This window comes from Sulfuricaulis sp. (assembly GCF_040901545.1).
Taxonomy (GTDB): Bacteria; Pseudomonadota; Gammaproteobacteria; order Acidiferrobacterales; family Sulfurifustaceae; genus Sulfuricaulis.
In genome coordinates this window covers 79,654-104,182 of sequence record NZ_JBBDYL010000038.1, presented here as the reverse complement: position 1 = coordinate 104,182, position 24,529 = coordinate 79,654, and the positions used below count along the sequence as shown (strand labels likewise).

Below are 24,529 nucleotides of genomic sequence, written 5' to 3'. Positions count from 1 at the left end.
TAATTTTGAGTTGAATACTGTCAGTCTCTTAAAAACGCCCCCCATTGAGGGGGGCATTTTTTGTTACTCAGGACAGTAGCAAAGGATCCCGCTGACAGTTGAAGTTGCACGCCAGTAGCATGACTCACGCAGTACGGTGGACAAACTCAAGTTTATCGCTCGACAAATCCGAAGGATAGAGGAGAAACCGCCATGAAACGATTGTCACTAATAGTAGTGAGCTTGCTTGTTGTCGTGTTTACCGGTTTTGGATGTGCCGGTCAGACTTACACTCAGGAAGGTTGGATCACGCTGATCGACGGCGCATCCGGCCTGGAAAACTGGAATCGCGTCGGAGATGGTAATTGGCGCGCGGAGGACGGCGCCATCGTGGTCGACCGGACGCCCGACAAGGCCTATAGCTACCTGATGACAAAAAACGCCTACTCGAATTTCCAGATCAGGGTCGAATTCTGGGTGAGCCACGACGCCAACAGCGGCGTCTTCATGCGCTGTTCCGACTTGAACAAAATATCCGACAAGACCTGCTACGAAGCCAATATCTTCGACGAGCGCAAGGACCCGACTTACGGCACCGGCGCCATCACTCATATCTCCCCGGTATCGCCGATGCCGAAGGCCGGCGGCAAGTGGAACGTCTACGAGATCACGGTGAAGGGCGATCGCATGACCTTGGTGTTAAACGGTAAGCGCACGGCTGACGCCCGTGACGGTAAGTTTGCCAGCGGGCCGATCGGTTTGCAGTATGCCGCCGGCGTCGTAAAGTTTCGCAAGTTTCAAATCAAGCCGCTGTAGCTAGCGCTAATTTCTCAGGTCAATCGTCGGCGTGACGCGTTGCGGTCCGCATTCAGCGGACCGCCAAAACGCGGCCGCCGTCAGCCCGTTGCGGCCGGCGGGTACCACGGGCGCGTTGCCGGATGTCACGCGGATGCTACGACGCGCGCAGCACGGTCAACGGGCTCTGGTTCACCACCCGCCGGGTGCCGAAGAAGCCGACCAACCCGATCAATGCTCCCCCGGCCAGCGGTGCGGCCAGCCATACCGGCCACTTGAAGCTGTATTCGAGATCGAACGCGCGCGTGTACAACACGTAGGCGATGAGCTCGGTACCGATCGCGGCCAGCAGCCCCGCGAGCACGCCGAGCACGACGAATTCGGCGAGATGCGCGGCGCGCAACTGGCGGCGGTTTGCCCCCAGCGTGCGCAGCAACGCGCCCTCGTAGAAGCGTTCATCGAGACTGGCCGCGAGCGCGGCGAACAATACCGCAAACCCGGCCGCGAGCACGAACGTCAACACCAGCTCGACGGCCGCCGTCACCTGCGCGAGGATCGCGCGCACCTGCGCCAGGATTTGATCCATCTCGAGCACCGTCACCGACGGGAACGCGCGCACCAGCGTCGTGATCAGCGGTTTCTGATCCGGCGCGAGATGAAAGCTCGTGAGATACGTGGCCGGGTAGGGCGCAAGCGCTCCGGGCTGGAAGATCATATAGAAGTTGGGATGAAACGAATCCCACTGCACCGTGCGGATGCTCGCCACCCGTGCTGGCAGCGTCTCGCCGGCAATCGAAAACGTCAGCTCGTCGTCGAGCCCGATGCCGAGCTTGTTCGCGAGCTTTTCTTCCACCGACACCCGGTTGCCCGTGCCCGATGCATCCCACCACGCGCCGCGCGTCAGGCGGTTGTCGGGCGGTACCGTGTCAGCCCAGCTGAGATTGAGCTCGCGCCGGAGCGCATTGTTGTCCGACTCCTCTTTGGTCACCGCCTGCGTCACCGGTTTGCCGTTGATCTCGGTCAACCGCCCGCGCACCATGGGGTAGAGCGCGGTCGTCTTGATTTGCTCGGCCGCGAAATAGCGCTGCACGCCGCCTACTTCCTGCGGCAGGATGTTGAACGCGAAATGATTCGGCGTATCCGGCGGCAGTTGCGTCTGCCAGGTGGTGAGCAGATCGGTGCGCAGCAGCGCGATCACCGCCATGGCCATGAGCGCCAGCCCGAAGGCGAGGATCTGGCCGATGCTGGTGCGTGTGCGCCGCCACAGGTTGTTCAGCCCGAAGCGCCAGGCGACGCCGACGCGCCGGTGCAGGCGCCGGCCCACGGCCAGCAACGCGCCGGCAAAAATCGCGAGCGCCACGGTTGCCGCGAGACTGCCGGCCAGCACCGCCGCCGTGAGCAGCAGGTCACCGGTGAAGCGCCACGCCAATACCAGCACCGCCGCGGCCGCTGAGCCGTACACCGCCCAGGCCGCCGGCGGCAGCGGCGCGAGCTCGCGGCGCAGTACGCGCAGCGGCGACACGCGCTTCAATCGCAGCAGCGGCGGCAGCGCAAAGCCGGCGAGCGTGACGAGGCCGGCAAGCAGGCCGAACGCCACCGGCATGACGCCGGCCGGCGGCAGTCCCGCCGGTCGCAGTTCCTTGAGCAGATAAAAGATCGCCTCCTGCGCGAGCCAGCCGAGGGCGCAGCCGAGCGCGCTCGCCGCGATGCCAAGCACCAGGAACTGCGGCAGAAACAGCGCGACGACGTCGCGCTGGGTGGCGCCGAGGCAACGCAACATCGCGCTCACATCGTAGTGGCGCTCGCCGTAGCGGCGCGCGCCCATGGCGATGGCAACACCGGCAAGAATCACGGCGAGCAGGCTGGTGAGCCCGAGATAACGCTCGGCGCGCGCGAGCGCGCGGCCGATCGAGCTGGTTTCATCGCGCACATCGAGCAGCCGGTGATGGGGCGACAGCCGCGGCGTGAGCCAGTCTTTGAAGCGTGCCAGGTCCGCGTCGGCGCCGGAGAAAAGATAACCGTAGTTGACGCGACTGCCGGGTTGGATCACGCCGGTGCGCGGAACATCGTCCTCGCGCATCAGCACGCGCGGGGCAAAAGCGAAGAATCTGCCGGCGCGTCCCGGTTCGTAGGTGAGCACGCGCGTGACCGTGAGCTTGGCGTTGCCAATCTGGATGGGAGCGCCGATTTCGAGTCCGAGCGCCTGCAGCACGCGCGGCTCGGCCCAGACCGTGCCGGGGGCGGGAGGCTCGCTGATTTTTTCATCCGGGGCGTACAAGGCCGGGGCCGTGCGCAACGCACCGCGCAGCGGAAAGCCCGGACCGGCGGCCATGACACTGGCGAGCTGCAGTTTGTCGCCACGCACCACCACGCTGGTGAACTCGAGTGTAGTGGTCTGTCGGAGGTTGCGCTCGGTGGCGGCCTGACGCCACTCCGCCGGAACCGGCTGCGAACCGCGCAGTTGCAGATCGGCTCCCAGCAAATCGGCCGATTGATAGGTCATGGCGCGGTTGAGACGGTCGTTGAAAAAGCCGATGGCGGTGACCGCACCAACCGCGATCACCACGGCCGCGGCCAGGATGCGCAGCTCGCCGGCGCGCCAGTCGCGCGCGAGCAGACGCAGAGCCAGGCGGAAATGGTGCAATCCGCGCATCGGTCAGCGGCGGTCCACGATGCGCCCGGCTTCGAGGTAGAGATGGCGCTCGCAACGTGCGGCGATGTGCTCGTCGTGCGTCACCAGCACCAGCGTGGTGCGCCGCTCCCGGTTCAGGTCGAAGAGCAGATCGATGACGCGCGCGCCGGTGGCGCTGTCGAGATTGCCGGTAGGCTCGTCGGCGAACAGGATCGTGGGCTGCATCGCGAAGGCGCGCGCGATCGCCACGCGCTGCTGCTCGCCGCCCGAGAGCTGCTGCGGATAATGCGACAACCGCGAACCCAGGCCCACGCGTTCGAGCAGCTCGCGCGCATCCCGGCGCGGCTCCGCCAGGCCGGCGAGTTCGAGCGGCAACATCACGTTTTCCAGCGCGGTCAGGCCGGGCAGCAGTTGAAAACTCTGGAACACGAAACCGACACGCCCGGCGCGTACCCGCGCGCGCCCGTCCTCGTCGAGACGGTCCAGGCGTTCGCCGGCGAGCGTGACCTCACCCTGCGTGGGCGTATCGAGTCCGGCCAGCAGCCCGATCAGCGTCGACTTGCCCGACCCGGACACGCCGATGATCGCGACGCGCTCGCCGGTCTTGATCTCGAGATTCACACCCGACAAGATGTCGAGCGCGCCTTCGGCCGTGGCAACCCGTTTTGAAAGGTCGGCGGCGGAGACGATAACTCCATTCAGGTGCTCAGGCATGCGTCGTGTATTTCTCGCAATACTATGTTTGCTGTGGCTCGCGCCGCTGTCCGCGGCCGAGCGCACGCTGCTGGTCGTTGGCGACAGCTTGAGCGCGGCTTACGGCATGGATGTGCAATCCGGCTGGGTCGCGCTGCTCAAGAAACGCCTCGCGCAGGAACGACTCGACTACCGGATCGTCAACGCCAGCATCAGCGGCGACACCAGTGCCAACGGCCTCGCGCGGCTGCCGCGGCTGCTCGACGAGCACAAGCCGGCGGTCGTCATCATCGAGCTTGGCGCCAACGACGGCTTGCGCGGACTTTCACTCGCGCAGTTGAAACATAACATCACGGCGATGGTCACGAAAGCCAAGGACATCAAGGCGCGCGTGCTGCTGGCCGGCGTGCAACTCCCGCCCAACTATGGCGGTACTTATGCCGGAAAGTTCCGGCGTGTTTACCGGGAAATCGCGCGCGAGCAGGGCGTGGCGCTGGTGCCGGATATGCTCGATGATATCGTCACCTATCGCGAATTGATGCAGCCGGACCGATTACATCCCAATGCCAAGGCGCAGTGGCGGATACTGGACAACTTCTGGCCATATTTGCGGCCGTTGCTGTGAAATAACTTTGAGGCGCGCGTTGCTACCGTGCGACGCGTACCATTATGGATCAAATTACAGGTAGGCGCGGAAAATTAAGCGGTCAAGCTCGGTCATTCTCAGAGAGGACCGGGTGTGGAGCCGGATTAACCCGGCCGGCTCTCGAACAACGTGAGTTCCCAACGGTCGGCGCGAGTGTCGTGCCGCAGAAGGTAGGCGCCGGCATCGTCACCGCGAACCTTGAAATAGCGGTGCTCGGGCGCGAGCCAGCGATCCAGAATCTCCGCGACCGCGACCGGGCGCGCGCCCAGCCAGAAGCGCCGCGGTTCCTGCTCACCACGGTACCCGGCATAACATTCCACACGGATGCCGAAATCCGAAGCACTCATAGTGGTTTCGTGTTCAATAAGGATGAGTAGTGGGCGATGAGGTGATCCGCCGTGGTCACGTTACAGCACTTTGTGAGCAGGCACGCAGTCGCGCGTCGACGCCATACTCTCCCCTCCTCAGCGGAAGGACAGGACCGGGCTTGTTCAGACGCGCGTTCGCTCAGTGGTGCGCGGGCCGGGCGGAATCCAGCACCTCACCGGCCAACTGGCACGAGAAGTGCGCGAGGTCGTCCACCGACAAAAAACCGGCTAAGGTCTTGTCACGGTTCAGCACGGCGAGCCGCCGGATGTGGTGTTCCTCCATCTGCTGCACGGCTTCGGACACGCTGTCTTCGCTAAAGCAGAATTTGACGTCGCGCGACATGATCTTATGAACCTCGGTGTGCTCCGGGTCGAAACCGTCGGCCACGCCCCGGCAACAGATGTCGCGATCCGTGATCATGCCGATCAGCTCGCCTTCCTCCGCCACCGGTAGCGAACCGACCTGGAGATCGCGCATCCTCCGCGCGGCCTCGCGTAACGACGCCGTAGGCAGAATGGATTCCAACTTTTGCGTCATAATTTTCTTTACTTGCATAACCACCTCCTTTGTCACCATCGGCTGGCGACATGGTGATATTTGAATGGAAAATAGCGGTGTTGTCGTTGATCGTAATCAAAATGCCGCGGCATTCGAAATAATACAGGGCCGGAACCGATAAACGCGTCCGCGGGGTCAGACACCCTCAGGTTCGATTACGGCAGCGGGATGATCTTATGCAGCGTGCCGCCAAGGTTGACGACATAAACCTCACCGTCAAGGGATTGTCCGAACGAGACCACCGACAGCCCGCTGCTGATGGCGGATTCCACGAGAGGCGCGCCGCCGGATGTCTCGCGTAAAGTCCAGATGGTCCCGGAACAAAAATCCCCGAACAGATAGACGCCGAACAAACCGGGAATGCTTGTACCGCGATAAACGTAACCGCCGGTGATCGAGCAGCCCTGGGAATGCTCGTATTCGGCGATCGGATCGATAAAAGCCGCGTTACCGCAGGCCGTGGATGAACCTCGCAGATGCGCGCCCTCGCATGGCTTCCATCCGTAGTTGCCGCCGCGTTCAATGATATCGATCTCTTCCCAGGCGCCTTGGCCAACGTCACCCAGCCACAGTTGACCGGTGTCGCGATCGAAGCTCCAACGCCAGGGATTGCGCAGCCCCCAGGAATAGATTTCCGGTGCACCGCCACCGCCGGCGAAGGGATTGTCGCCCGGTATCGCGTAGTTCTTGCCCGCCGCCGGAATGCCGTCGACGTCGATACGCAGCATTGCGCCCAGCAGGGTATTGACGTTTTGCCCGTGGTCCTGCGGATCGTCGCCCGAGCCGCCGTCGCCGAGGCCGATAAACAATTTTCCGAAGCGGTCGAAGGCGATATGCCCGCCGTTGTGATTGGCGAAAGGTTGATCGAGCGTGAGGATTTGCCGTTCGCTGTCGGGATCGAGCGTGTTGCCGCCGTCGTTGCTGGTGAAACGCGAGATGACGGAGGTGAGCGGATGTTGGGCGTCGGGGCCGGTGCGCGTATAGGAGAGAAAAACCTGCGGTGTGGTCGGGAAATTCGGATGGAATGCCACACCCAGCAAGCCACCTTCGCCGGAGGCATCAACAGGAATGCTGATTAACTCGGAGGTTTGCGTCGGTGTGGCGGTGGTATTGTTGGGAAAAACGATCACCTTGCCGTTGACCGAGTTGCCGCCACGCTCGACGACGAACCAGCGCGTGTTGTCGCCCGGCGCCTGCAGCATCGCCACCGGACTCGCAAAATTCAACGACGGAAAGGCACGTTCGAGCGTCAGCGCCGGAATATTCGTCGGTTGCATCTGCGAGTTGGAGCTACTGCTGCCGCCGGTGCTGCAGCCGGTTGCGATCAGCACGGAGACGGCGAGCGCGGCGGAAGTGACGTGGAGGGACGCAGTGGCTGTTCGGTGGGACATGGATTACCGCTCCTGGGACGGCGCGGCGAAAATGCGCCGCGTCAGGCCGTGTATGATTGACGCTAGGATCAGGAAATTTGTTCCATTTGTGAAGGGGCACAGAGAATTGACATGACGTGTGGCGCGAAACAGTGGGCAAGCGGAACATCCGCGTGGACCCTGCAAATCACAGTTTCACCTATTTTTGACTTAACCGGCTGCGTTTTCCAAACCGGCGGAACTCATTCCGCTCGCGGCAGCGACACAATTGCGAGTGAAAGAGTTTAAAAGTCAGTTCGATAAATCACTTGCACCCTCCCGCTGGAGATAATTTGATCTGAACCTGAAAACGAGGCAAGCTGTTCCGGAGGTACAGGGAAAATGTTTCCGGGAGGAACTCTATGGCGCTTCATCATGCAGCATCCGGCGAGATTGTTAACATTCGACCACTGGGCAAGGAGTTGCAGCAATCCATTTCGGTTACCCTCGTGAAAACCGATCAGCTTCAGGTTTTTCGATACATCCTCCTCAAGGGCGAAGAGTTCGCCGAGCACAAGGTGCGCGGCGAAATCACGATTCAATGCCTCGAAGGTGTGGTTGAGCACATCTCACCGGGCCGGAAACAGGTGCTGCATGCCGGTGAGTTTGTGTATCTCGCGGGAGACGATCTGCACGCTCTCAAAGGAATCGAGGACGCTTCCGTGTTGGTAACTATTGTGTCGAACAGGAATTAAAGCGGCCAGGCTCGATGATCTATATTTTCTCACATTTCGTTTTCGCGGACGGGTTGAGATAGAGTCGCTGATGCGGCGGCCCTGTCGTTCGGCACGGCTTATCCCACTATCAGCGCAATCACGAGCAGCATGGCCGCCATGGCTTGAAAAATGATACGCGCGTTCATGAATTGACCACTGTGCTTGTCATCATACTTACCGCCCTTGGCCATGGAGCCGACCCCCATCACGATGGAGACGACGGTAGCGAGGAGGGCCAGGATGATCAATATCGTTATGATTTTCAAAAGTTGCTCCGTTTGTGTTGTGTGATTAATTTAATTTCATTAACCGCCAATCAATTCAGACGAGTATGGCCACACATTTTAGAACGAAAGTTTACTGAACCAATCATTTATTTCCACCGTTTCACTTCAACTTCACCATCATCAAGCCTTGAGTTGCCGATTAATGCCTCGGCTTAGAAATCGCGATGAGCCATAATCCTGGGCCAGCAGCGCGGAAGCGGGGAACAGCAACAATAGAGTCAGCAGAAAAATGCTCAAGGCGACTCGTTGCGGATGCGTGGTATGGTTTAGCGGGTGATGGCGCGCTGACATGGCGCCCGCCTTGGGAGGACGAGCCAGTGGCGGGAAAACACGGTCGCGGTTGAGGTCAATATCCATGAATACTTCCCACGGATTACCGCAAGACTATACACATTCGGGGCCGGTTTGGTAATGATATGGATTAAAGCCGTACCTTGGATGACAGGTCGTCAGCGCTTCCTTACAGACCATGACGGATCTTCTTTCATAAGAATCTCTGTTAAGCCATCATATGTTTTATCAAAAGCCTGCCCACGTCGAGTCGACAGGAGGCGACCATGGCCGGCAAATCCTTAACCCCGATTATTCGATTAATATTTTTTCCATCAATATAAATTACTACCGATCCATGTCCACCGATACACCGCGAACGGTAAGCCCGGCGTTCCTCAAGTCGATCGTTCGCGACGGCGGTGAATTCGCGCTGCTCGACGTGCGCGAGGAGGGCGTCCACGCGCGCGGCCATCCCCTGTTCGCGGTGCCGGTCCCTTTGAGCCGGCTGGAGTTTCTATTGTCGCGGATCGTCCCGCGGCGTAGCACGCGCATCGTCGTGTGCGACGACGCCGAGGGTCTCGCGGAGCGCGCCGCCGTCGAGCTCGCGCGTTTCGGCTACACGGATGTCGCGGTGCTCGCGGGCGGCGTACCCGCATGGCGCACCGCCGGTTTCGAGTTGTTTATCGGTACCAACGTACCGAGCAAGATATTCGGCGAACACGTCGAGCATGTTTACGGCACGCCGTCGATCACGGCGACCGAGCTCAAGGCCATGCTCGATCGCGATGATGACGTCGTAATACTCGACAGCCGGCCTTGGGATGAATACCGCGTGCAGAATATCCCGGGTGGCATTTCGCTGCCCGGCGCGGAGCTGGCGTATCGCGCGCGCGATGCGATTCCATCGCCCAATACCTTCGTCGTCGTGAACTGCGCCGGGCGCACGCGCAGCATCGTCGGCGCGCAGACGCTGATCAACGCTGGGATTCCCAATCGCGTGGCGGCGTTGCGCAACGGCACGATGGGCTGGCATCTCGCGGGATTCAAGCTCGAACGCGGCGCTGATCGCCGTGCGCCGGCGGCGTCCACCGCCACACGCCAGGCGGCGCCGGCGGCGGCGCAGCGAGCGGCGGAACGTTTCGGTGTGCGCGTCGTCGGTGCCGACACGCTCGCTGTCTGGCGCGCGGAGATCGAGGAGCGTTCGCTCTATCTGCTCGATGTTCGCTCACCGGAAGAATATGAGGCCGGACATCCGGCCGGCAGCATTAGTGCGCCCGGCGGGCAACTGGTGCAGGCCACCGATCACTACGTCGGGACGCGCAACGCGCGACTCGTTCTCATCGACGATGTGGGCGTGCGCGCCGTGTTCGTCGCCTCATGGATGCTGCAGCTGGGTTTTCGCGACACGGTCGTGCTGCGCGATATACGCATGGCCGGGCCGATCGAGACTGGCATGCCGCCGGCGCCCGTGCTGGGACTCGACGCGGCGCGGGTCGATGCGATTACCGCGGCGGAGCTTGCAGCGCTGATGGAACGGGGCAAGGCGGTGGTGATCGATCTGGCGCGCAGCCTCAACTATCGCGCGGGCCATATACCGGGCGCCTGGTTTGCCATTCGTGCCCGCTTGATGTCCAGTATCAAAAAAATTCCGCGCGCGCCGCTCGTTGTACTCACGTCGGAGGACGGACGGCTGGCGCGATTGGCGGCGTCCGAGGCGACGCGCTTGGTCGAAGCACCGGTGCGCGTGCTGGACGGCGGAACCGCGGCCTGGCGCGCGCGTGATCTGCCGCTCGCCCAGGATGACGAGCGCATGGCGGACGCGCCCGACGACGTTTACCTGCGTCCATACCATCTGGGCGAAAATCAGCGCGAGGACTTGATGCGCGCTTATCTCGAATGGGAGTTTCAATTGCTGGAACAGCTCGAACGTGACGGCGACCTTACGTTCGCGTCACCGCCCCGGGCGACGGATTAGAAGTCGCGATGGGTTTTGCGTAAACGGCCTTAGGGAAGCGGCAGGTCCACGTGCTGCGCAAACGCCGGGTGTTCGCGCAGCCGTCGATACCACGCGGTCAACGCGGGAAGTGCAGGGCATGAAACGTCGAGCGCGAACCAGCGTTGCGCGACGGCACCCAGCAGTATATCCGCCTTCGAACCCGGAAGACAACGAAGCGGCAGCACCGGGTTTTATGCTAGGATTTCAGAAACAATAATCATTAAATCATGTGAGCACGATTCGGGCCGGAGACGGCAATCCCACGGCGGCGCAAACGGCGTTCCCCATCCTGGCCGCCATCAGCGTCTGTCATTTGCTCAACGACATGATGCAGTCGCTGTTGCCGGCGATTTACCCGATGCTGAAAACTAATTACGGTCTCGATTTCGGCCAGATCGGCGTGCTTACGTTCACGTTTCAATTCACCGCCTCGGTGCTGCAACCGATGGTCGGTTTCTACACCGACCGCAAACCGAAGCCGTATTCGCTCGCGACCGGCATGGGCTTTTCGCTGGCCGGCTTGCTGCTGCTGGCGTACGCTCACAATTACGCCACACTGTTGCTGGCGGCGGCGCTGGTGGGCGCCGGCTCATCGGTGTTCCACCCGGAGTCGTCGCGCGTCGCGCGCATGGCCTCGGGCGGCCGACACGGATTGGCGCAATCGCTGTTTCAGGTGGGTGGCAGTACCGGCTCCGCCCTCGGTCCACTGGTCGCCGCATTCATCGTGCTGCGATACGGGCAGTCCAGCGTCGCCTGGTTTTCGCTCGCGGCACTGCTCGGGATTTTCCTGCTGGTGCGAGTGGCGCACTGGTACAAGGAGCGCGGGCTGGTGCGGATTAAATCGCGCACCGAGAAGGACGGTACGCGGGCCGCGCTTCCGAGCGTCAAAGTGACACTGGCCATCGCCGTGCTGATCGCCCTGGTTTTCTCGAAGTTCTTTTACACGGCCAGCATTAACAGCTACTACATATTTTATTTGATCGATCAGTTTCAGGTTTCGGTGCGCAGCGCCCAGATTCACCTGTTCGCGTTTCTCGCCGCCGTCGCCATCGGCACGTTCGCGGGAGGACCGATCGGCGACCGCTTCGGTCGTAAGCTCGTGATCTGGGTTTCAATCCTCGGCGTGCTGCCTTTCACCTTGCTGCTGCCGTATGTCAACCTGTTCTGGACCGGCGTGCTCAGCGTGCTGATCGGCTTTATCCTCGCGTCCGCGTTTCCGGCAATTGTGGTTTACGCGCAGGAACTGATGCCTTCCCGGGTTGGCACCGTCGCCGGCCTGTTCTTCGGTTTTGCCTTCGGCCTCGGGGGGATCGGTGCGGCGGTGCTGGGTGAGCTCGCCGATGCGACCAGCATCCAGTTCGTGTTTCATGTTTGCGCATTTCTCCCGGTCATCGGCCTGCTCGCCGGATTCCTGCCTGACTTGGCGACAGAAAAGCGGGTTCTGCATTCGCCAGCGGCGGCGGTGGACATCACCGGCAATGTCGAATTGGGTATAAGCACGGAGACTCGGGACGGACCGCTGCGGTAAAATCCGCGGTTCCCATGCTGCAAAACCTGAAACAGTTTTTTGACCAGCGCATTCTTCCGGCCGGACGGGAGGAGGGCGAGAGCGCACATCACGCCTTGCAAGTCGCCACGGCCGCGCTGCTGTTCGAGGTCATGCGCATGGACCGCGAACTCAAGGATGTCGAACGCCATGCCATGACGGACGCAATCCAGGCGCGATTCGAACTCACGGCCGGGGAGACGGCTGAACTCGTGCGCTTGGCGGAGGCCGAGGCGGAGCAGGCCACCGATTACTATCAGTTCACCGCACTCATCAACAAACACTACACCCCGGCGCAGAAGGAGCAGGTGGTCGAGCACATGTGGCAGGTAGCCGCCGCCGACCACGAGATCGACCGCTTCGAGCGCACCCTGGCGCACAAGATTGCTGATCTGCTGCATGTCCCGCGGCCAATACAAATTGCCGCGCGCGAGCGCGCGCTGCATGCCGCCCGCCGGCGAAGAAAATAGGCATTGTTATCCAAGTCGATGTCCACGCCTACCCGCCGTACACGGAACCTATTCGAGCCGGCGGCCCGCAAGCCTTTCAAGCTGTCTCGCTCCAAGCTGGAGGATTATCTGAATTGCCCGCGTTGCTTTTATCTCGACCGCCGGTTGGGCATCGGCCAGCCCTCGGGACCGCCGTTCAATCTCAACTCCGCGGTGGACCACCTGCTCAAGAAGGAATTCGACCTCTATCGGGCTATTGGCGAACCCCATCCGCTCATGCAGGTGCACGGCATCGATGCCATACCTTATCGGGACGCGCGGCTTGCCGATTGGCGCGAAAACTTCAAGGGAGTGACGCACCACCACGCAGCCACCAATCTGATCATATCCGGGGCGGTGGATGATTTGTGGATTGACCCGAAGGGCGAGGTGAGCGTTGTCGATTACAAATCCACCAGCAAGGACAGCGAGGTCAATATCGACGCCGACTGGCAGATTTCCTACAAGCGCCAGATGGAAATTTATCAATGGCTGCTGCGTCGCGCCGGCCTGAACATATCCGCGACCGGCTACTTCGTCTACTGCAACGGCCGCCGCAACCGTGAAAGCTTCGACGGCAGACTGGAATTTTCCGTAAAAATCATTCCCTACGTCGGCGATGACGGTTGGGTGGAACCGTGCATCGAGGCGGCCCACCGCTGCCTGACATCGAACGATATCCCGCCGCTCAACCCTGTCTGCGAGTTCTGCAACTACCGCGCCGCGGCGCAAGAAGTGGAACAAGAGTCAGTTTAGGTATCCGGCCAAACACAAGGGCGCCCGAAGGCGCCCTTGATGGTGTTTCCCGACGAATTCAGTTGCGCGGTTGCGGAACGAAGCGCATGTATGGTTTGGGCGCCTTCCAGCCGTCGGGGAATTTTTTCTTGGCCTCCTCGTCCGACACGGAAGGGACAATGATCACGTCCTGACCCTGCTTCCAGTTCACCGGTGTCGCCACCTTGTGCTTGGCGGTCAGCTGGCAGGAATCAAGCGCGCGCAGGACTTCATTGAAATCGCGTCCCGTGCTCATCGGGTAGGTAAGCATGAGCTTGATTTTCTTGTCGGGGCCGATCATGAATACCGAGCGCACGGTGGCGTTGTCCGCCGCCGTGCGGCCCGTGGCATTGCCGCTGGCGTTCGGGTGGATCATGTCGTACAGCTTCGCGACTTCGAGGTTGGTATCACCGATCAGCGGATAATTGAGCGCATTGCCCGTCGCTTCGGCGATATCCTTGGCCCAGCGCTTGTGATCCTCGACCGAGTCCACGCTCAAACCGATGATTTTGCAATTACGTTTTTCGAATTCCGGTTTGAGTTTCGCCAGGAATCCCAGTTCCGTGGTGCATACCGGCGTGAAATCCTTGGGATGGGAGAACAACATGGCCCAGCCGTCTCCAATCCATTTGTGAAACTCGATCTTTCCTTCCGTGGTTTCGGCGGTAAAGTCGGGTGCATCGTCACCTATGCGTAATCCCATAATACCCTCCTGTAAATCAAGCTGATTTTGTTTGATGGCTGTTTTGATCGTTCGCGCCCGCGAACGGTTCCATTGCGGGCACGTAATGCTACCAAATTTTTCGTCGGCTTATATATCTAACACGATTAGCAAGGCTATCCACGCGTGTCTGATGCGAAAATCTTGCAGATATCGTGTCGATATTGAGCGCGGCAGTGACGACGACCTGCGCACACCGCCGCCCCCGTTCTCTGTTACGGAGTGTTTTGCCGCGCAGCTGCACATGCTGAATGCAAACGAGAGCGATTCCTTCGAAAAAGGCGTGGGTTTCGCGAATATGTTTAAAAACTGGCGGGATTTGATTTCAGGTCACGGTTGTTCGCCCGGCGGCTGCACTCAGTCGATAATCGTCTGTTGCCATGACACAAATTCAGGCTTAACTTAAAGCTGGGACAGGCAATGCCAGGCGAGCGAAATGACAGTTTTAAGCGTCAGTTCATGATGCATTATCCCGCTACGGCTGTGGTTATTCTTTTCCTCGTCCTCAGCGGTTTCTGCCACGCAAGCAGCACCTATTCATACCTTCTTGCAGAACCGTTACCCCAGGCCGACCGGGTGGTGGTCAACAAAGGCGTAAGAACGCTCAAGTTGATGAAGCAGGGTGAAGTGATAAAAAGTTACCAGATATCCCTTGGCCGGCAGCCCTTCGGCCATAAACAACGGGAGGGCGACTACCGTACCCCCGAAGGTACGTACCTGATCGATTGGCGCAACCCGACGAGCCTGTATCATTTATCGCTGCATATTTCTTATCCCGGGACTCAGGACAGAGGGAAGGCGGAGCGCGGCGGTTATTCTCCGGGCGGCGCCATCATGATTCACGGGCGCCCGGTATTCATCGGTTCTAATGATATTCTTTTCAACAGCCGCGACTGGACGGATGGGTGCATCGCGGTCACCAACGCGGAGATCGAGGAAATCTGGCGCGCCGTGCCGGATGGCACGCCGATCATCATTCTTCCGTAGGCACCACCACGCTTTCTAGATTGCAATAAATGAGGCCAGATCGCGCAGATCGGGCGATATGCCGCTCGCACTTGCCTGTCGTTAAAACTGAGTCAATCGGTTGTGTTAATATCTTCGGAACGAATTACATTCCATTTTCTCCGGAGCGGATCAATCATGAATACGAAAGAACTCAAATCCGTAGCCCGATCCATTGTGGCGAAACAGAAAGGCGTGCTGGCGGCAGACGAAAGTGGTCCTACCATCAAGAAACGGTTCGATTCGATCAAGCTCGAATCCACCGAGGAAAACCGCCGCCGTTATCGAGAGATCCTTTTTACCACCGAAGGCATCGAGCGCTATATCGGCGGCGTCATTTTTTTCGACGAGACGCTGCGCCAGACCACCCGGGACGGCACACCGTTTGCCAGACTGCTGTCGAACCGGGGAATTGTCCCCGGCATCAAGGTGGATAAAGGCGCCAAGGCACTGGCGCTCTATCCCGGCGATAAAGTCACGGAGGGCCTGGATGGCCTGCGCGAACGCCTCGCGGAATATAAGCAGCTCGGAGCAAAATTCGCGAAATGGCGCGCGGTCATCGATATCAACGACACCAATCTCCCTTCTGACTACGCGATCCGGGCGAACGCCCATGCGCTCGCGCGCTATGCCGCCCTGTGCCAGGAGGCGGACATCGTGCCGATCGTGGAACCGGAAGTGCTGATGGACGGTGCTCACGGGATTGAGCGTTGCGAAACGGTGACCGCTCGAGTGCTTGAAGAGGTATTCACCGAACTCGACGCCCACCGCGTGATATTCGAAGGCATGTTGCTCAAGCCGAATATGGTGATCGCGGGCAAAAAATGCGCGCGTCAAGCCGGCGTGACGCAAGTGGCCGAGGCCACGGCACGCTGTTTGACTCGCTACGTACCGGCGGCGGTGCCGGGCATCGTGTTTTTATCCGGCGGGCAGAGCGCCGAAGACGCGACCGATCACCTGAACGCCATCAACGCGATGGGTCCGCATCCGTGGCAGGTCAGTTTCTCTTACGGCCGGGCGCTGCAGGCGCCAGTGCTTGCAGTCTGGAAGGGTCAGGAAAGCAATGTCGCCGCCGCTCAGCAAGCATTTCATACACGCTGCTATCTGAACGGCTTGGCCCGCGACGGTAAATATACGCGGACGATGGAAGCGGCGTAACGATTTTGATCGACTCACGTGACAAGTAGGATCGCGGAGGCGACAATCATCCTGCTTGACAGGTTATAACTAATTCTGCTTTCCTAACACTCCCTCCACGATGTCTTCTCCGCTTACCGGCGGATTCCGGTCACACGCAGGTATTCGCGCGCAAATCGGATCGTACGGCACGGCGGCGGATAATTCCTGATTTTGATTGGTGTCACGCAAGGATTGCCGCATTACGGCTGGCTGAACCGGGGCTGAGCCGGCTGGATAACCCTGGATTGATCTTGATACTATTCAGCGCACCATGAATTTAGAAAGCCTGATGCAGGGTGCGCTCGATCTTATCTCCGCCCATCCGTATACGACCGGAGCCATTTTAGCCGTTGTGGGTTTCCTGGCTTATATCAAACTCAAGCTTTTCGTGAAGGCGGTCGCGGTCTGCCTGATTCTCGGAGTCATCGCGTTCATCATTCTTTTCATCTTCAATTTGTCCTCGACAGGGATTAAAAACACCGAGAAGTTGCTCGGCCACCCGAATCAGATAAGCGACAAGCTACAACGTTAGCCTTGGAAACCGAGCAAACCGTTAAGTTGGTTGCAGTATTTTAGTCCACCTCACCAAGTATCAGGAGGGACGAGGTATGAAAAAAATATTCGTATCGCTTTTTATTGGCGCACTGCTGGGCGGCGCGGGCGGTTTTGCACTTGGAATTTTCCTGTACCCGTATATTTTTCTGTCGGATATCGTGGCCAAGGAACAGGTTGTGAATGTGACGGAGAAAAAAGTCATCGCCACCGGCAAGTTCATTCATGCGAATCCGAATGATCCGATTCATCACGGAAAGGGCGGGGTGACGGTATACGACGATAATGTCCACCTGAACGCCGATTTTGAGGTCGGTCCCGGGCCCGCTTTCCACGTCTATTTGGTCCCGCTCGATGCGGTGACGCCGGCCACGGCTGTCGACAAGACCATGTTCGTGGATCTCGGCCGCCTCCGCGCCTTCAAGGGCAGTCAGGTTTATGACATTCCGCCGGGCTTGGACCTGAAAAAATATCCCAGCGTGGTGATCTGGTGTGAGCACTTCAGCGTGCTGATCTCGCCTGCGAAACTCGAATTCCGGTAACGTCGATGCGCGGGCACACAAAAAGGCAACGAAGGTACCGCTCACACACGTGACTAACCGAGACCACCATGAAGAAATTAAAACATGAAGCCGAATTGGTGAAAGGGGCGATTCTCGCCGGCATGAAGTATGGCGTGGAGCGTGGTGCCGTCGTATTCGAACCGACCGATTCGGCCAGCGAGAAAATACTTTTTATCTACCGTCTTCTGGTTCACGACAAACTCATACAACCATTGCCGGAAGATCAGGTCTCGCAGCAATCCATGCGACACAAACTGGCCATTTGGTACTCGAAGCAACTGCCGGAGGATCATCCACTCTTAAAATGACTCTTGCCAACTGCTATCCACAAGGCTTATTGACACGGCTTCCCGCGCTCGCAGTGCGCTGGCGCACGAGCAAGCTCGACGATGCCGTGTTTGCAGCCCAATATTTTCTAATTTGGCAAATTGCGACACATGACAAACCGTTTGCATCACGCCAATGCAAAAGTGATCCGCGACCCGACGCCGCGGAATGGACGGCGGTGATTGAGACGGCAGATGGTGAATGTCTGCGGATGCAGTTGCTCGATTGGCTTGAACGTTATCAGTTCCGCAGTGTAATCGCCAATGTACCGGCCGCCTTGGCGCAATGGTTGCGCGGAGCCTGGCCGCTTGTCTTGCGCGAGGATATTCTCAAGCCTCTGGAAGTGCTGCGCATGCAGGCGCGCGGCAAGCGCGCAGTGACGGTGCTCACGGCCTGGCCTCGCCTGCGCGAACCCGTTTTGAACAAACCCGATGCCTTTGCTTTTTTCCGGCACGATCTCGCGCATGCGTACAAGTTTTACCACACGCCGGCACTTTATGCCGGGCAGCGAGCGTTTTTCACGGCGTTGGAAGCGGCCATCGACGGCGGCATGTTCGCGGCATATTGTGACGATGCCGAGTTCGTCGCCAAGTTTCATTACCTCATGGGCGACATGAACACGCACCCGGTTCACAGCATGCAATATCTGCGCGCCATACTGGTTGAATATTATCTCCGACGTGAACAGAAGAATCCCGTGGTATCGCTGTCTTCAAAGTCGGAACGGATCATTAAAAGCATCATGCACGCGTTTGAGGCAACCGCGCTACGGGTTGCCTGCGCGTATTCCTGAAACGCGTTAAGTTGGATTTATGAGATGTCCGCAGGGTGTCAGCGTCGCGTGCCGTATGAACTTATGATGCGCAGTGCCTTGTATTTTTCCTGCCTGCGTTTTTGCGGTTCTTGATTTTCTCTGTTCACGGATGATGTTTCCCAGGTGGTGAGCACGCTGGCCAGAATCGCATTCGCTTGGGCTTCGGTCACGCCATAGACGGCGTTGAGCTCATCAGCCGTCATCTTGGTGTCCACCCGGTAATAAATCCGTTCGCTATAACGTATTGCGACCGTTTCGCCGGTGTTGGGAAGGGTGGCAAATGCGATGCCGGGAAAACCGGAATCCGGGGATTCTTCCTTACGCATGGTAACCCTCATGTTGCCTGTGATGCCGTTGCATTGAGTCCAGGGGTTTCTTGCCCGATGTCGCGGCGTAATTGGCCGCCGCTTCAAAAAAATTCTAAATGGCAATTGTTATCGTTACATGACAATCTACCGATCATCGCCGGGTAACCGACGATATGTCGATAACGGTTGACGAGCGGGCACGGACATTGACACGTGATCGGAATAACCGAATTTGCCGAAAGTCACAAGAATTCCGCGCCGGGGGGTTTGAAAATATGTTTTTTTCAGGCGCGCGTTACCTATTGTGGTTGCCAATAGAAACTTTGTGAGATGCCTAGCGAATAATCCCGATTCCAATTCCGAAATGAATCGAGGGTTCGTTGCGACCACCGGCAGACCGCGGCCAGAGTTGCAATTTGTTCGCGGCCACAACGGGGTATACGTATTTGGCTTCGCCCACCGTGCCGGTGCGGGTTTCTGTCACCATCCCCACGACCGTGATCAGCCGGCCGGGGGCGTAGTCGGCGGTCTCGAGGTATCCCGACTGGATCACGAGAAACCGGCCGATGGGTGCGGCATCGTAATCAGGACGGTTGCCTGAATCGAGCGGATAGCCCACTACCTCGAGTTCGGTTTTATCCTTCAGATTCTTGGTTGCAGCGATCATCCCGCCCCAGGCCACGTTGTGATTCAACATCCCGGGTACGTTTTGCGCCGCTGCGTGCGGCGTGACACGCGGGTTGGCAGAACCGATATCATACGGAGTGGCGCAGCCACCCGCGAATGGAATGCTGACGATTGTCAGCAGTATTAACAACGTAATCGGGCGGTTCATGTCATTTCCTTCCCTCGGTTTCTCAAACGGATTTTTCAGGGCCACGGCCGGTAGTACGGCCATCTCCAAGGGTCGTAAAATGGGTCGTAATAATACGGGTAACGCGTCAGCGGGAGTGGCGGCGTTTTCCACAGGTGGACGGTATCGGCTACCACGACCGGGTAAGTATAACGGTATTCCCCGATCGATCGATCAACAACTCCCTCGACACGTCCCCGAACGGTCACCAGTCGGTCCCGCTTGTAAATCGTTGGATCGAGGAACCCCTGAACCTTGACGAGAAACCGTCCTTGACTGATATCGTCCGTTTCCGGGCGTCCTTCGCTGCCCAGGTTGCGGCCGACAATTTCCAATTCCGTTCGGTCGGATTCGTTCCGGGCGCTGACAATTTTCCCGCCCCAGCGCACAGTGGCATCGCGGTAAAGCTGTGGTTGATCGTGCACATGGGCAATCTGCACGTTACCCGGCGCCGGGGTGCGAATGGCTTCTGGAACCACGCTCGCGCATCCACCGAGCAACACGGCCACCATAAAATAAACGACTTGGACGCGCATGATTCCACTCCTTAATAAGATGTCTTGCTTAAGCTCTACGACATGATTAGATCAGCATATGCCGACATAGTGCAGCAATTTTGATCAAGGATAATACCCTGACTAATGGAATAGTATTTCAGTAAGGCTGCTGTATTTTCCGCTCACCCGCTTGGTTTTACCTGTGCGCTCAGTCCTCCTGAAATGATGCTATCTTGTAACCAAATAGTAATTTTATTATTTCAATAATACGCCAGGACTCACATGGATCGTGACTGGAATGTTTGACATAGGATTTGAAAAAGTCAGGGTAAAAACGAGCGGTGCAGAAATAAACGTTCTCCACGGCGGGACCGGAAGTCCACTCCTGTTGTTGCATGGTTATCCGCAAACCCATGTGATGTGGCATCGCGTGGCACCGGATTTGAGAAATCACTTCCACGTAATTTGTCCGGACTTGCGCGGTTACGGCGACAGTTCAAAACCGGAAAGCAGGGCGGATCATTATCCCTATTCCAAGCGCGCCATGGCCTTGGACATGATCGAGCTGATGGCCTTTTTGGGTCACCGCGCCTTCTTCATTGCCGGACATGATCGAGGCGCGCGGGTGGCGCACCGGATGGCGTTGGATTTTCCTGACAAGATAACACGCGCCTGCGTCATGGATGTCGTTCCCACCTATCATATGTTCAAAAACGTCGATCAAAATTTCGCCGCCGGGTATTACCACTGGTTTTTCCTGATTCAACCCGATGGTTTGCCCGAACACATGATCGGAGTTGATTCCGATTTTTATCTTAAGGAAAAACTCAAGCGCTGGAGCGCGCCGAATACCGAGTTTGATCCCGATGCCATAGCGGAATACCAGCGTTGTTTTCGCGATCCGCATACCATTCATGCGACCTGTGAGGACTACCGCGCGGCGGCCACCGTAGATCTGATACATGACGAAGAAAGCCGTCAAAAGAAAATAACCTGTCCGTTGCTGGTCCTCTGGGGGAAAGAAGGTTTTGTGCACCGCACTTACAACGTACTTGACGTGTGGAAACAATATGCCGAGGACGTCGAAGGCAAGGCACTCAACGGTGGCCATTTCCTCGCTGAAGAAGATCCGGTAGCCGTGGCGCAGGAATTGCGCCGCTTTTTCGGCGGCGGGGACACGGCAAATGTTTTAAAAACCGGTGAACAGAAAATCCCGACGCAGAAGGCGTCGGCAAATACTGCGGAGGCTGCAGCGGGAAAAGCAGCCGTGAGTAAAAACAAGAGCAAAGCTCGTCCTGAAACCGCAGTCGGTACCGAAACCAGAGAGAAAACCCGCGCCAAAGCCGAACCCAGAGCCAGGGCCACCGACAGGCCTGAGCCCGAATCGGTGAAGAAAATCGTTGAATATCCGGTTGGGCGATATGAATGCAAACGTTGCGGGCAAGGCGTTATATTCTCGCAAGCCTACCGGGAGCTGCCCCCCTGTGACAATTGCGGCAGTCGCGAGTACCTCGGGCACGAGCCCAAGATTACCGTGATTCGATCCCCGCTTCCCAAAAAATACTCCGCCGGCATGTATCAATGCACTGTCTGCAGCACGCGCGTGGCGGTCGCGGAAGACACGGACAAGCTTTCTCCCTGTGATTTTTGCGGGTCGCTCGAACTGAAGAAGTTATAACGGCGAGAGGAATTTATTAGCGGGACAGAGAGATAAAATCAGTCTACTTTTTCGAACAACCTTGTCTCCCGATTGATTTGGAGTCGGCGATTCACCCGCATGACCAGTTCATCGACGACACTATGCCGCAAGCCTTGTTGAAACGCGATTCGCTGAACCAGCAGATCGACACGTTCAATCTGATTTGCGCCGCCGAATATAGCTCTGGCCACGGAAGAGGGTTTCAGTAATCCTTTGGCGGCTGCTGCGTATTTGTCGAAAGGAACCAAGTCCTTGTCCGTGGCGCCCAGTAGTTTGCAGAGATTTCCTACCCAATCGTAAATAGCCCGTGAGGCGTCGATATCCGTGTACACGGCTTCTTTGATGGAAATCATTTTATCGCTTTGGATGCACCGGTAGTTTCCGGTGAGCAACATCAGCCATTTGGCGAGCGGAACGAAGTGCGAGTCGTGTACCTTGAGCTTTACCGGAAGCTCAATTTCGCCATTGCCCGCGTCGTAACGAATTGCTTCGATGTCGTCCTGAAGCTGCGCAAGCATGGCCGTATGTTCTGCGGATTCAAATGACGCCACCTTGAAATTCGTCGGCAATCCGACCTGAAGGACGTTTCGATCTTCTTCCGGTGGTCGATAGGCTTGTGGGTCCGGGCTCGCAAGCGTGACCAATCCGGGAGCGATGCCGTCCCAAACGCCGGGATCCACATAACACGAAGAAAGATCTTTAGTTGCAATTCCGGCAATGCGTTTCAGGAATGGCAAGGGAGGCATGTTCATGATCGCGAGGCATGGTACCTGCGCTACCGCGATGCGCCTCATCAGCTGCTTGACGCCTTCGGAACCGTAATGGGGTTCCTGCATGGCAAACACGACCAGATCGAAATGACGCGGATCCACCGCATCAGGCGCCGATGCCAGAATGTCTAACCCGTTTGCCCTGGAGGAGATCACGACCGGCGTTTGGCGATCCCGGATCGGCAAACGGACAAAGGTGCCTTCACGGTTTATCAATTCCGCCGTGGCCATGGTGCAGACCAGTGTGACGGTATGCCCCGCCAATGACAATTTCGTGCCCAACAAGGAGCCGTAGGAAGCTCCCAAAACAAGCACTTTAAATTTATTTGTTTCCCTGAACATCAGTCGAGATAGTCGTAAGCGACTAGAGTCAGGAAGTCGGCAAATTCATCGCTGGATGTAATTTCATCGAGCAATCTGGCCGCAAGACTATAGTGGCCTTGTTTAAATCGGGACTCACCCACCTGTTCGCGAATTTTTTCCAATTCCTCGGTAATCACGGTTCGGAACAGCTTCAGCGTGATCCGCCGCCCGTCATTGAGCACTCCACCGGGATGACGCACCCATTGCCACAACTGGGCGCGCGCGATTTCCGCTGTGGCCGCGTCTTCCATCAAATTATTGATCGGCACGCAACCCTGACCGCCGAGCCAAGCCTCCAGATACTGGATAGCAACACTGACATTGTTGCGCAGACCGGCTTCGGTAATCGAACCTTCCGGAACCTGCAGGAGATCCTGTTCCGATACCCTTACATCTTCATGCTTGTTGATTACTTGATTGGCTGACGGCATGTGTTTGTTGAAAACTTCCATGGCCACGGGAATGAGGCCGGGATGCGCCACCCAGGTCCCATCATGACCGTTTCGGACTTCGCGTAATTTATCTTCTTCCACCTTTGCCATCGCCAGGTCGTTGGCCGCGGTATCATTTTTAACCGGGATTTGCGCGGCCATACCACCCATCGCATGAGCGCCGCGGCGGTGACAGATCCGAATCAGCAGTTGTGAATAGGAATTCATGAAATGGGTATCCATCGTGACCTGGGCGCGATCCGGCAAAACGAATTCGGGCTTGTTGCGCAGCAGTTTGATGAAACTGAAAATATAATCCCAGCGGCCGCAATTCAGGCCGACGATATGATCCCGCATTTCATACAGAATTTCGTCCATCTCGAAAGCAGCCGCAAAGGTTTCGATCAGTACCGTGGCCTTGATCGTTCCTTGTTTCAGACCGAGATAATCCTGCGAAAAAACAAACACGTCGTTCCAGAGGCGCGACTCAAGGTGACTCTCCAGTTTGGGAAGGTAGAAATACGGCCCGGTGCCGCGTGTCAGCAATTCCCTGGCGTTGTGAAAGAGGAACAGTCCAAAATCGAACAACGCACCCCACATCGGTCGGTTATCGATCAGCAGATGTTTTTCCGGCAGATGCAACCCGCGTGGACGCACGATCAACGTAGCGATGGATCTATTCAGGCTATAGCGTTTGCCTTCGGGCGATTCGTAATTAAGCGTGCGGCGGACGGCCTCCATGAGGTTGATTTGACCTTCCAGCAAATTGCTCCAGGTAGGAGTCGTCGCATCTTCGAAATCGGCCATGTACACGCTGGACCCGGAGTTGAGCGCGTTGATGACCATTTTGCGGTCCACGGGTCCGGTGATTTCGACGCGCCGGTCAAGCAGGTCGTGCGGAGTGCCGGCTATTTTCCACTCGGACTCGCGAATGTGACGCGTCTCATTGAGAAAACTCGGCAGGCTGCCGGCATCAATTTTCGCTTGGCGTTGTTTGCGCGCGGCCAGCAAATCCTGAATGCGTGCACCGAATTTGCGTTGCAGCAATACCAGAAAGGTGTGTGCTTCCAGGGAAAGCAGGTGTTCGTAGCCTTGCAGCGGTAACGTAAAGCGAACATCTTGCCGGAGTTTTTCCGGGGTTTGGACGGGCATCGTCGTGTCTCCTAGATCAAGGAATTAACGGTTTGAAACCATTAATTCCTGTGGCCGGTTTTAATTATCTTTAAGGACTACCGCTAAATCAGCCAGCTACGCTAAAGCCGGTTTTAATATTTGACTAGCCAATA

The 24,529-nt window shown here is 57.9% G+C and carries 29 protein-coding genes; 15 read left to right on the top strand and 14 right to left on the bottom strand.

Annotation, left to right across the window (positions count from 1 at the left end):
• Positions 1-192 precede the first annotated feature (192 nt).
• On the top strand, positions 193-795 hold the full coding sequence (locus tag WD823_RS06870) for a DUF1080 domain-containing protein (protein WP_368428742.1): 603 nt from the start codon (positions 193-195) through the stop codon (positions 793-795).
• A gap of 136 nt (positions 796-931) precedes the next feature.
• Here the strand turns inward: WD823_RS06870 and WD823_RS06865 are convergent, their stop codons facing one another.
• Together WD823_RS06865 and WD823_RS06860 are read right to left on the bottom strand one after the other, a co-directional pair.
• Positions 932-3,427, bottom strand: a complete 2,496-nt coding sequence (locus tag WD823_RS06865) for an ABC transporter permease (RefSeq protein WP_368428741.1) — start codon at positions 3,425-3,427, stop codon at positions 932-934.
• A 3-nt stretch (positions 3,428-3,430) separates the two neighbouring features.
• Positions 3,431-4,108, bottom strand: a complete 678-nt coding sequence (locus tag WD823_RS06860) for an ABC transporter ATP-binding protein (protein WP_368428767.1) — start codon at positions 4,106-4,108, stop codon at positions 3,431-3,433.
• A gap of 10 nt (positions 4,109-4,118) precedes the next feature.
• Between WD823_RS06860 and WD823_RS06855 the strand changes: the two genes are divergently transcribed.
• Positions 4,119-4,724 (top strand): arylesterase, encoded by a 606-nt coding sequence (locus tag WD823_RS06855; RefSeq protein WP_368428740.1) that lies wholly within the window; start codon positions 4,119-4,121, stop codon positions 4,722-4,724.
• A gap of 125 nt (positions 4,725-4,849) precedes the next feature.
• Here the strand turns inward: WD823_RS06855 and WD823_RS06850 are convergent, their stop codons facing one another.
• The 3 genes from WD823_RS06850 to WD823_RS06840 form a co-directional block, all read right to left on the bottom strand.
• On the bottom strand, positions 4,850-5,092 hold the full coding sequence (locus tag WD823_RS06850) for a hypothetical protein (protein WP_368428739.1): 243 nt from the start codon (positions 5,090-5,092) through the stop codon (positions 4,850-4,852).
• Positions 5,093-5,252: 160 nt separating this feature from the next.
• Positions 5,253-5,669, bottom strand: coding sequence for a CBS domain-containing protein (locus WD823_RS06845; RefSeq protein WP_368428738.1), 417 nt, complete (start codon positions 5,667-5,669; stop codon positions 5,253-5,255).
• Positions 5,670-5,827: 158 nt separating this feature from the next.
• Entirely contained in the window at positions 5,828-7,063 is a 1,236-nt protein-coding gene (locus WD823_RS06840) for a sorbosone dehydrogenase family protein (protein WP_368428737.1), read from the bottom strand.
• Between the two features lie 380 nt (positions 7,064-7,443).
• Here WD823_RS06840 and WD823_RS06835 point away from each other — a divergent pair, with 380 nt between their 5' ends.
• Positions 7,444-7,776, top strand: a complete 333-nt coding sequence (locus tag WD823_RS06835) for a cupin (protein WP_368428736.1) — start codon at positions 7,444-7,446, stop codon at positions 7,774-7,776.
• Positions 7,777-7,874: 98 nt separating this feature from the next.
• Here WD823_RS06835 and WD823_RS06830 read toward each other — a convergent pair whose 3' ends face one another.
• Together WD823_RS06830 and WD823_RS06825 are read right to left on the bottom strand one after the other, a co-directional pair.
• Positions 7,875-8,063, bottom strand: coding sequence for a twin transmembrane helix small protein (locus WD823_RS06830; protein WP_368428735.1), 189 nt, complete (start codon positions 8,061-8,063; stop codon positions 7,875-7,877).
• A gap of 141 nt (positions 8,064-8,204) precedes the next feature.
• A complete protein-coding gene (locus WD823_RS06825; RefSeq protein WP_368428734.1) occupies positions 8,205-8,441 on the bottom strand; it encodes a hypothetical protein in 237 nt (78 codons plus the stop codon).
• A gap of 271 nt (positions 8,442-8,712) precedes the next feature.
• On the opposite strand from WD823_RS06825, the gene WD823_RS06820 reads away from it, so the two are divergent.
• Entirely contained in the window at positions 8,713-10,332 is a 1,620-nt protein-coding gene (locus WD823_RS06820) for a rhodanese-like domain-containing protein (protein WP_368428733.1), read from the top strand.
• A gap of 29 nt (positions 10,333-10,361) precedes the next feature.
• Here the strand turns inward: WD823_RS06820 and WD823_RS06815 are convergent, their stop codons facing one another.
• Positions 10,362-10,538: a hypothetical protein gene (locus WD823_RS06815; RefSeq protein WP_368428732.1), complete on the bottom strand. Its 177-nt coding sequence runs from the start codon at positions 10,536-10,538 to the stop codon at positions 10,362-10,364.
• Positions 10,539-10,582: 44 nt separating this feature from the next.
• Here WD823_RS06815 and WD823_RS06810 point away from each other — a divergent pair, with 44 nt between their 5' ends.
• Genes WD823_RS06810 through WD823_RS06800 form a run of 3 tightly spaced genes read left to right on the top strand, consistent with a single transcriptional unit; the run spans position 10,583 to position 13,143 of the window.
• Positions 10,583-11,881 carry an MFS transporter gene (locus WD823_RS06810; RefSeq protein ID WP_368428731.1) on the top strand — a complete coding sequence of 433 codons (1,299 nt, stop codon included), beginning with the start codon at positions 10,583-10,585 and terminating at the stop codon, positions 11,879-11,881.
• A 14-nt stretch (positions 11,882-11,895) separates the two neighbouring features.
• Entirely contained in the window at positions 11,896-12,369 is a 474-nt protein-coding gene (locus WD823_RS06805) for a TerB family tellurite resistance protein (RefSeq protein WP_368428730.1), read from the top strand.
• A gap of 18 nt (positions 12,370-12,387) precedes the next feature.
• On the top strand, positions 12,388-13,143 hold the full coding sequence (locus tag WD823_RS06800) for a PD-(D/E)XK nuclease family protein (RefSeq protein WP_368428729.1): 756 nt from the start codon (positions 12,388-12,390) through the stop codon (positions 13,141-13,143).
• A gap of 58 nt (positions 13,144-13,201) precedes the next feature.
• Here the strand turns inward: WD823_RS06800 and WD823_RS06795 are convergent, their stop codons facing one another.
• A complete protein-coding gene (locus WD823_RS06795) occupies positions 13,202-13,864 on the bottom strand; it encodes a peroxiredoxin (protein WP_368428728.1) in 663 nt (220 codons plus the stop codon).
• 151 nt (positions 13,865-14,015) lie between these two features.
• On the opposite strand from WD823_RS06795, the gene WD823_RS06790 reads away from it, so the two are divergent.
• The 7 genes from WD823_RS06790 to WD823_RS06760 all read left to right on the top strand — a co-directional run bounded on the left by WD823_RS06790 (position 14,016) and on the right by WD823_RS06760 (position 18,301).
• Positions 14,016-14,288, top strand: coding sequence for a hypothetical protein (locus WD823_RS06790; RefSeq protein ID WP_368428727.1), 273 nt, complete (start codon positions 14,016-14,018; stop codon positions 14,286-14,288).
• Between the two features lie 14 nt (positions 14,289-14,302).
• The gene (locus WD823_RS06785; protein ID WP_368428726.1) at positions 14,303-14,869 is read left to right on the top strand and encodes a murein L,D-transpeptidase family protein; all 567 of its coding nucleotides are present in this window, start codon (positions 14,303-14,305) and stop codon (positions 14,867-14,869) included.
• Positions 14,870-15,025: 156 nt separating this feature from the next.
• Positions 15,026-16,045 (top strand): class I fructose-bisphosphate aldolase, encoded by a 1,020-nt coding sequence (locus WD823_RS06780; RefSeq protein WP_368428725.1) that lies wholly within the window; start codon positions 15,026-15,028, stop codon positions 16,043-16,045.
• A gap of 292 nt (positions 16,046-16,337) precedes the next feature.
• Positions 16,338-16,598, top strand: coding sequence for a hypothetical protein (locus WD823_RS06775; protein ID WP_368428724.1), 261 nt, complete (start codon positions 16,338-16,340; stop codon positions 16,596-16,598).
• 76 nt (positions 16,599-16,674) lie between these two features.
• The gene (locus WD823_RS06770) at positions 16,675-17,160 is read left to right on the top strand and encodes a DM13 domain-containing protein (RefSeq protein WP_368428723.1); all 486 of its coding nucleotides are present in this window, start codon (positions 16,675-16,677) and stop codon (positions 17,158-17,160) included.
• A gap of 68 nt (positions 17,161-17,228) precedes the next feature.
• On the top strand, positions 17,229-17,489 hold the full coding sequence (locus WD823_RS06765) for a DUF5062 family protein (RefSeq protein WP_368428722.1): 261 nt from the start codon (positions 17,229-17,231) through the stop codon (positions 17,487-17,489).
• The gene (locus WD823_RS06760) at positions 17,486-18,301 is read left to right on the top strand and encodes a hypothetical protein (protein WP_368428721.1); all 816 of its coding nucleotides are present in this window, start codon (positions 17,486-17,488) and stop codon (positions 18,299-18,301) included. The genes WD823_RS06765 and WD823_RS06760 overlap by 4 nt, the downstream gene beginning before the upstream one ends.
• A gap of 38 nt (positions 18,302-18,339) precedes the next feature.
• Here WD823_RS06760 and WD823_RS06755 read toward each other — a convergent pair whose 3' ends face one another.
• From WD823_RS06755 to WD823_RS06745, 3 genes are all read right to left on the bottom strand, one after another.
• Positions 18,340-18,648: a hypothetical protein gene (locus WD823_RS06755; RefSeq protein WP_368428720.1), complete on the bottom strand. Its 309-nt coding sequence runs from the start codon at positions 18,646-18,648 to the stop codon at positions 18,340-18,342.
• Between the two features lie 316 nt (positions 18,649-18,964).
• Positions 18,965-19,465 carry a Slp family lipoprotein gene (locus tag WD823_RS06750; RefSeq protein ID WP_368428719.1) on the bottom strand — a complete coding sequence of 167 codons (501 nt, stop codon included), beginning with the start codon at positions 19,463-19,465 and terminating at the stop codon, positions 18,965-18,967.
• 35 nt (positions 19,466-19,500) lie between these two features.
• Entirely contained in the window at positions 19,501-20,019 is a 519-nt protein-coding gene (locus WD823_RS06745) for a Slp family lipoprotein (RefSeq protein WP_368428718.1), read from the bottom strand.
• Between the two features lie 259 nt (positions 20,020-20,278).
• Here WD823_RS06745 and WD823_RS06740 point away from each other — a divergent pair, with 259 nt between their 5' ends.
• Positions 20,279-21,658: an alpha/beta fold hydrolase gene (locus WD823_RS06740; RefSeq protein WP_368428717.1), complete on the top strand. Its 1,380-nt coding sequence runs from the start codon at positions 20,279-20,281 to the stop codon at positions 21,656-21,658.
• A gap of 38 nt (positions 21,659-21,696) precedes the next feature.
• On the opposite strand, the gene WD823_RS06735 is transcribed toward WD823_RS06740, so the two are convergent.
• Together WD823_RS06735 and aceB are read right to left on the bottom strand one after the other, a co-directional pair.
• A complete protein-coding gene (locus WD823_RS06735; protein ID WP_368428716.1) occupies positions 21,697-22,791 on the bottom strand; it encodes a ketopantoate reductase family protein in 1,095 nt (364 codons plus the stop codon).
• Positions 22,791-24,395, bottom strand: a complete 1,605-nt coding sequence (gene aceB, locus WD823_RS06730) for a malate synthase A (protein ID WP_368428715.1) — start codon at positions 24,393-24,395, stop codon at positions 22,791-22,793. The genes WD823_RS06735 and aceB overlap by 1 nt, the downstream gene beginning before the upstream one ends.
• Between the last annotated feature and the right edge of the window lie 134 nt (positions 24,396-24,529).